The following is a 7,793-nucleotide window of genomic DNA, read 5'->3' as shown; positions in this document are numbered from 1 at the left end:
CCCCCCCCCCCCCCCCCCCCCCCCCCCCCCCCCCCCCCCCCCCCCCCCCCCCCCCCCCCCCCCCCCCCCCCCCCCCCCCCCCCCCCCCCCCGCGCGCGGAGCCGGAGCCCGCGCGCTTGCGCGTCACCGGTGGCGGGGGCCGCGCCCTCGCGGTTCACCGGTGGCGGGGGCTTACGCACTCCGGGCCGCGCGCACTCGCGGAGCAGGCGTGGCCGGGCATGGGCCCCGCGCCTCACCGGTTGCCGGGGTTCGTGCTCCCGCGCTTCACCGACCGCCGGGTCCCGTGCTCCCGCGCTTCACCAGTGGCCGGGGTGCCGCGCCCCCCGCGCTTCACCGACCACCGGGGCTGCGCCCTTGCGCCTCACCACCCGCCGGGCGTGCTGCACCGACCGGTCGGGACCGGTGCTTCACCGACCTCCGGGGCCCGTGCCTGCGCTGTGCAGCAGCGGCCTGGCGCGCCTCACCAACCGTCGGGACCCCTGCTTCACCGACCGCCGGGTCCTGCGCCCTCGCGGTCCGTCAGCGGCCGGGTTCCGGCCCCCGCGGCTCACCAGCGGCCGGGCCGGCGCCTCACCGACCACCGGCTTGCCTTGCCCCCGCCTCACCATCCGCCGGGATCCCGCCCGTCCACGGCGAAGACCGACCCGTCCGGGGCGCCGCCCACGACGACGTGCCCCGCCGCCACGGGCGCGGGCAGATCGGAGGCGTACGTCAACCGGCCCTCCCGCAGCCGCGCGCGGGTCTGCCCCAGCAGCGTCCCCCGGTTCGCGTCGACGGCCAGCAGCCGCCCGTCCGCGGCGGAGAAGTACAGCCGGCCGCCCTCACCGAGCACCGGGGCCGACGCGCGCCCCACCCCCGTCTCCAACCGCCACAGTTCGGCCCTCCCCGCACCCGGCGCGGTGTCCACGGCCAGCAGCGAACCGCCCCGCGCCAGCAGGTACGCGGCGTCCCCGCCCATCACCACCTGCGGCTCGCTCATCCGGAAGGGCAGCGGGACACGGGCGAGGGCCCGCGCACCGGGGTCGTAGCGGACCAGCCCGACGGTCTCCGAGGCGGCGTTCATCGAGGTGAGGACCAGCTCCCCGGCCCCCGCCGTGCCGACCGGGGTCAGCATCCCGTCCAGCCGCCGCTGCCAGGCCGTCCGCCCGCTCGACGCGTTCACGGCGGTGACCAGGGTCGTCCCGCCCGAGGGTGCGTGCTCGAAGGCGTAGACGAGCCGGGACACCGTGTCGTACAGCGCGAGGTCGGGCCGCCGGTGGCCCGGCAGCGCGTGCCGCCACCGCACCGCGCCGCTCGCGCCGTCGAGCGCCGTCACCCTGCCGTCGTCCGCGACGAGCAGCAGGGCGTCGCCCGCCGGGAACGCGGCGTCCGGGCGCGCGGCGACACCCGTGTGCCGCACCGGAACGCCCTTCACCGGGTCGTACGCGCGCAGCTTCCCGTCCGGCCCGGCTCCCAGCACGACACCGCCCGACACGATCGGCGCGGAGGCGGTCTCCGGCGAGGCGCCGCGCGCCGTCCACAGGACGCGGCCGTCCGCCGGATCGATCCGGGACGTGCCGACCCCCGGCACCGCGCAGTACAGGGCCGCGCCCGGACCCGCCGATACGCAGGCCGGGGTGGCGCTGGCGCCGGCGGGCCGCAGCGCGGTGCTCCAGGGTGCGAAGGCGGGCCCGGCCTCCCGCGCCCCGGCGCCGCCCCCCGCGCGCGGCGAGCCGCCGCCCCACACCGTGAAGGCCCCCGCGCCCGCCCCCGCGACCAGCAGGAGCAGCACGGCTGCCGCGACGAGCCGCCCGCGCCCGAAGCGCCCGCGCCGCGCCGGGGCGGGCTGCCGCACGTGCGTCGGAGTCTCCGCGCCGTCCGCGCCCCCGGCCGCCGGCACCACGGCCGTCGCCACGGGCCGCCGCTGGGCGGGCAGGAACGCCGCCGCCTCGTACGACGGCGGCAGCAGCGCCCCCATCACCTCGTCCGGCGTGGGCCGGTCGGCCGGGTCCTTCGCCAGGCACCGGCCGACCAGCGCCTTCAGGTCCTCGGGCACCCCGCTCAGGTCCGGTTCGTCGTGCACCACCTGGTACGCCACGATGTACGGGCTGTCCGAGTCGAACGGCCCCCGCCCGGTCGCCGCGTGCACCAGCACCGCGCCCAGCGCGAACACGTCCGCCGCCGGCCCGACCTGGCGCGGGCGCTGGAACTGCTCGGGCGCCATGTAGGGCGGCGAGCCGATCAGCTTCCCGGTCTCGGTGCGCAGATCGCTGTCGTAGGGGCGCGAGATCCCGAAGTCGATGACCTTGGGGCCGGCGTCGGAGAGCAGCACGTTGCTCGGCTTCAGGTCCCGGTGGACGACCCCGGCCCGGTGGATGTCCCGCAGCGCCTCGGCGAGCCCGGTCGTCAGCCGGCGCAGCGCGGCGGGGGACAGGGGGCCGTTCCGCTTCACCTGCTCGGAGAGCGTGGGGCCGGGCACGTACAGGGTCGCCATCCACGGCCGTACGGCGTCCGGGTCGGCGTCGACGACGGGCGCGGTGAACGCCCCGCTCACCCGCCGGGCGGCCGCCACCTCCTGCCGGAAGCGGGCCCTGAACTCGGCGTCCGCCGCGTACGGCGCGTGCACCACCTTCACCGCGAGCTGGAGCCCCGAGGCGGAGCGCGCCAGATGGACGACGCCCATGCCTCCCGAGCCGAGGCGCGCCTCAAGGCGGTACGCACCGGCGTACTGCGGAAACTCCGCTTCCGGATGCACTCCGGTCCCTGACAGCGGCGGCACCGTCCACCCCCGTGTGTTCGTGCGCAGCGCGACGCACGGAGCCTAGTCGATGGTGCGTGCGGGGAGCGCGGGGCTTGTTAGCCTGCGCGTCGTACGCATCGTTTCTCGACGGGGGAGGCCCGAATGGGCGTGGGAGAGCACACCGGACAACCGGAGCGGACGGCGGCCGAGGGGGACGTGCGGGAGGAGACCGTCACCGCGGCCGGCTACCCGACCTACCCGATCGCTCCGGGCTACCAGGTCAACGTCCGCACCGGCCCCGGCACCAGCTACCGCATCGTCCGGACCCTGCCGTACGGGCAGCGTGTCCCGATCTACTGCCAGAAGCCGGGCGAGCGGGTCGCCGGCCCCTACGGCACGTCCAACCTCTGGGACAACATCGCCAACGGCCAGTTCGTCTCGGACGCCTACGTCCGCACCGGCAGTGACGGCTACATCGCTCCGCGCTGCGACTGACCGGCCGCCCGCGAAACCGGGAGCACCGGGGATAATCGACCTCGTGAGCGAGAACAGCGAACTCCCCGGCGCCCCCGCCCCGACCGCCGGAGCGACGCCCTCCGACGGTACGGCTCCGGGCCCGCGGCCCGAGCCCATCCGCTTCTTCGGCACGACGTGGGTCGACCACGACGGCGGCTACGGGCTGCGGCGCGCCGGCGTCGCGGCGGGCTCCCTCGCCGCGGCGGTCGCCGCCTGCTTCGTCCTGCGCTTCGCCTACCAGGGGTTGCAGATCGCGGAGGTCGGCGGCCTCGTCGCGATGCTGGTGATCGGGATGTTCTCGGTGTGCAGCGCCATCGCGTTCCGCAAGACCTGGGAGGGTTTCAACGCCCGCCCGCAGGACCCGGCCCGCGAGGACGCCCTGCGCGGCCTGAAGTCGATCGGGTTCATCGGCTCGCTGCTCGCCTACTTCGTCCGCTCGCTGACGGAGGCCCCCGGCGAGAAGCTGCGCCGCGCCGAGTACGAGACGGCCCGCGCCCGCTACGAGAAGCGCCGCTCGACCCGCACCGGCAACCCGGCCGCCCGCAAACCACCCCGCCGCAAGGGCGCGAAGCGCGCCTGACTCGCGCACGCGCCGCCCCGACGCACGCGCGCGTGCCCGGCGTGCGCGCTTGCCCGAGAGCGCGCGCCTGCCCGGCGCGTGCGCCGAGCCCACGTGTACGCCGGCTCGGCGTACGCCTTTGACCGGCGCCCGCGCCCGCCCCGCACACGTCCGCCCGCTCACGCCCGACCCCGCGCCGGCCCGGTGGACGCGCTTGCCCGGCGTGTATGTCCGCCTCACGTGCGCGCCGGCCCGATGTACGTGTCTGCCCGGAGTACGCCTTGACCGGCGTACGCGCCTGGTCGGTGCGTGCGGTGGCCCGAGGTGTGCCCTTGACCGGTGTACGCGCCTGGGTGGCATGGGTGCCTGCCGCACCTGCACGCCTGCCCTAGGTGCACGCCCGCCCGCCCGGCGTACGCCTTTGACCGGCGCTCGCGCCCTTCCCCTGAGCCGCTGGCCGCACGCTGCCGCACGGGGGCCCCGCACGCTGCCGCACCCGGTCGGCCCGCGGCAGATCGCCGGCGCCCGCGCCCTTCCCCTGAGCCGCTGGCCGCACGCCGCCGCACGGGGGCCCCGCACGCTGCCGCACGGGGGCCCCGCACGCTGCCGCACCCGGTCGGCCCGCGCCAGATCTGCGCCTGGAGCTCCCTGCCCCCGCACCCCTCTGCCCCACGCGCGGGCCGGACCTGGGCCCGAGCCTGCCCTGCGCCCGAGCCGGACCCGTGCACGGGCCTGTCCTGCATCCGCACCTACCCCGCGCCCGTGCTTCGCCGGACCCGTGCCCGCTCCGGACCCGTGCCCGCGCAACCCCCGTACCCCCCGCCCCGCGCCCCCCCGCCCCGCGCACGCCCCACCCGAGCCGCTCCCCGCACGCCGCCGCACGGGCTGTCCGCACGCTGCCGCACCAGTAGCCCGCACCCTCCCGCGCCTCCCGGAGCATCCGAACCTTCCCGTACGGCCCCTTCCGTCCGTACGACCCCTTCCCGTACGGCCGCCCCCACCGGCGTGACGCAGACCCGCCATTCCCCGCCACCCATGACGACCCCGGCCGGCCCCGCCCCCGCGCCCTCGGTCGATCCGCGAGGCCCTGCCCCTTGACGGGCTGGCCTGGCGGGCGAAGAATTCATCACATGATGAATTCTATGGACGAGGAGACGCCGACCGGCCCCGGACCCTCGCTCGCGGCCCGCGGCCTCACCGTCGTACGCGGTGACCGCACGGTCCTGCACGGCCTCGACTTCACCGTCACGCGCGGTCGCGTCACCGGCCTCCTCGGCCCCTCCGGCTGCGGGAAGACCACCCTCATGCGCACCGTGGTCGGCGCCCAGGCCCGCGCCACCGGCGCCCTCGACGTGCTCGGCCGCCCCGCCGGGGACCCGAGGCTGCGCGACCGCGTCGGCTACGTCACCCAGGCGCCCTCCGTCTACACCGACCTCACCGTCCGGCAGAACCTCGCCTACTTCGCCGCCGTCCTGCGCCCCGGCCGCGCCCACCGGGGCGACCGTGCCGACGCCGTCGCCCGCGCGATCGAGGACGTCGACCTCACCGGCTACGCCGACGCCCTCGTCGGAGCCCTCTCCGGCGGCCAGCGCAGCCGCGTCTCCCTGGCCGTGGCCCTGCTCGGCACCCCGGAGCTGCTGGTCCTGGACGAGCCGACCGTCGGCCTCGACCCGGTGCTCCGCCGCGACCTGTGGGCCCTCTTCCACCGTCTGGCCGCCGACCGGGGCGCCGCCCTCCTCATCTCCTCGCACGTCATGGACGAGGCCGAGCGCTGCCACCGGCTCCTCCTGATGCGCGCGGGCCGGCTCCTCGCCGAGGACACCCCGGCCGCGCTGCGCCGCCGCACCGGTACGGACACGGTCGAGGAGGCGTTCCTCCGCCTGGTCGACGCTGCCGGAGCCCCCCTCTCACCCGCCACCGAGGAGACCGCCCGATGACGACCGCCGCCCGGACCCCGCGCCCCGCCCCGCTCAACCCCTCCCGCGCCACCGCCACCGCGACCCGTGTCCTGCGCCAGTTGGCCCACGACCCCCGTACGGTCGCCCTTCTGCTGCTCGTCCCGGTCCTGCTGATCGCGCTGCTCCGGTACGTCTTCGACGGTGGCCCCGCGACCTTCGACTCCGTCGGGGCCTCGCTGCTCGGCGTCTTCCCGCTGATCACGATGTTCCTGGTGACCTCGATCGCCACCCTGCGCGAACGCACCTCGGGCACCCTCGAACGCCTTCTGGCCCTCCCGCTCGGCAAGGGCGACCTCATCGCGGGCTACGCCCTCGCGTTCGGCGCGGTCGCGGTCCTCCAGTCGGCGCTGGCGACCGCCGTCGCCATCGGGCTGCTGGGCCTGGACGTCGCGGGCTCGCCCTGGCTGCTGCTCCTGGTCGCCCTGCTCGACGCCCTGCTCGGCACCGCGCTCGGCCTGTTCGTCTCCGCGTTCGCCGCGTCCGAGTTCCAGGCGGTCCAGTTCATGCCGGCGGTGATCTTCCCCCAGCTCCTGCTGTGCGGCCTGTTCGTCCCGCGCGAGGCGATGCACCCCGCCCTGGAGGCCGTCTCCGCCGTCCTGCCCCTGTCCTACGCGGTCGACGGCATGAACCAGGTCCACGAGCACACCGCCGTCACCGGGGACTTCGTCCGGGACATCGCCGTCGTCGCGGGCAGCGCCCTCCTGGTCCTCTGCGTGGGCGCGGTCACCCTCCGCCGCCGCACGCCCTGACAGGGCCGGTGCGAGGATGACGCGGACACGCGTCCGACCAGCACCAGCGCACCGCCCGGAGGGTGAACGCATGACCCAGACAGTCGCAGTCCTCGGCACCGGCAAGATCGGTGAGGCCCTTCTCAGCGGCATGATCCGGGCGGGCTGGCGGCCGGCCGACCTCCTGGTGACCACCCGCCGGAGCGACCGCGCCCAGGAGCTGCGCACGCGGTACGGGGTCGAGTCCGTCACCAACGCGGAGGCGGCCGGGAGCGCGGACATCCTCATCCTCGCGGTCAAGCCGCAGGACATGGGCACGCTCCTGGACGAGCTCTCCCCGCACGTCACCGCCGACCGGCTGGTCATCAGCGCGGCGGCCGGCATCACGACCGCGTTCATCGAGGACCGGCTCACCCCGGACACCCCGGTCGTCCGCGTCATGCCCAACACCCCGGTCGTCGTCGACGAGGGGATGTCCGTCATCTCGGCCGGCAGCCACGCCACCGCGGCCCACCTCGCCGCGGCGGAGGAGATCTTCGGCGGGGTCGGCAAGACCCTGCGCGTCCCGGAGTCCCAGCAGGACGCCGCCACCGCGCTCTCGGGCTCCGGTCCCGCCTACTTCTACTTCCTGGTCGAGGCGATGACGGACGCGGGCATCCTGCTGGGGCTGCCCCGCGCCCAGGCCCACGACCTCATCGTCCAGGCCGCCATCGGGGCCGCCGTCATGCTCCGGGACAGCGGCGAGCACCCGGTCAAGCTCCGCGAGGCCGTCACCAGCCCGGCCGGGACCACCATCAGCGCCATCCGCGAGCTGGAGAACCACGGTGTACGGGCGGCTCTCATCGCCGCCCTGGAGGCCGCCCGCGACCGGAGCCGCGAACTGGCCTCCGGCAACGGCTGAGCCCCCGCCCCCGCCCGCCGCCGACCCCCGGCCGACGCCGTACCGGCCGGGGGTTGACACGCCCCGAGCAGATCCGTAGTGTGCTCCGAGTTGTCCGACGTGAGCGCCGACTCCGGTCGGTCCCCGGACAACCATTCCGCAAGGCCTACGACAAGTGAGCGACCTCGTGTCGCGTGCTTTTTCGTGTGCCCGCGCGAAATGAGGAATCCGCGTTCGAAGGAACGCACCCCGATTAGCGTCGGGCCCCAGGATTCCGCTAAAGTCTCACTCGTCGGAACGGCCCAACAGCCGGAAAGACGAATCCCGCTGACTGGGAATCAGGCCCGAAAGGATCTGATAGAGTCGGAACCGCCGGAAAGGGAGAGCGCGAAAGCGCAGGATCTGGAAAGCATCCCGCTTCGACCGGGAATCG

At 75.9% G+C, this 7,793-nt stretch carries 6 protein-coding genes; 5 read left to right on the top strand and 1 reads right to left on the bottom strand.

The genetic code is table 11. The annotated features are described in order from the left end of the window. Positions 1 to 601: 601 nt before the first annotated feature. Positions 602 to 2,758, bottom strand: a complete 2,157-nt coding sequence (locus tag ACZ6EJ_RS27650) for a protein kinase domain-containing protein (RefSeq protein WP_469270926.1) — start codon at positions 2,756 to 2,758, stop codon at positions 602 to 604. Positions 2,759 to 2,881: 123 nt separating this feature from the next. On the opposite strand from ACZ6EJ_RS27650, the gene ACZ6EJ_RS27645 reads away from it, so the two are divergent. The 5 genes from ACZ6EJ_RS27645 (at position 2,882) to proC (ending at position 7,381) form a co-directional block, all read left to right on the top strand. Then, positions 2,882 to 3,214: an SH3 domain-containing protein gene (locus ACZ6EJ_RS27645; RefSeq protein ID WP_469270925.1), complete on the top strand. Its 333-nt coding sequence runs from the start codon at positions 2,882 to 2,884 to the stop codon at positions 3,212 to 3,214. Positions 3,215 to 3,257: 43 nt separating this feature from the next. After that, positions 3,258 to 3,815 (top strand): hypothetical protein, encoded by a 558-nt coding sequence (locus ACZ6EJ_RS27640; protein ID WP_469270923.1) that lies wholly within the window; start codon positions 3,258 to 3,260, stop codon positions 3,813 to 3,815. A gap of 1,109 nt (positions 3,816 to 4,924) precedes the next feature. Next, positions 4,925 to 5,731 (top strand): ABC transporter ATP-binding protein, encoded by an 807-nt coding sequence (locus ACZ6EJ_RS27635; protein ID WP_469270921.1) that lies wholly within the window; start codon positions 4,925 to 4,927, stop codon positions 5,729 to 5,731. Beyond that, complete coding sequence (locus ACZ6EJ_RS27630) at positions 5,728 to 6,501, top strand: ABC transporter permease (RefSeq protein WP_469270919.1); 774 nt, start codon at positions 5,728 to 5,730, stop codon at positions 6,499 to 6,501. The genes ACZ6EJ_RS27635 and ACZ6EJ_RS27630 overlap by 4 nt, the downstream gene beginning before the upstream one ends. Before the next feature lie 70 nt (positions 6,502 to 6,571). Further along, positions 6,572 to 7,381, top strand: coding sequence for a pyrroline-5-carboxylate reductase (proC, locus tag ACZ6EJ_RS27625; RefSeq protein ID WP_469270917.1), 810 nt, complete (start codon positions 6,572 to 6,574; stop codon positions 7,379 to 7,381). Positions 7,382 to 7,793: the final 412 nt, after the last annotated feature.

Source organism: Streptomyces sp. NPDC041970, from assembly GCF_055588985.1.
Note: the sequence above shows the minus strand (reverse complement) of the source record. Positions and strands in the feature narration are given on the sequence as shown.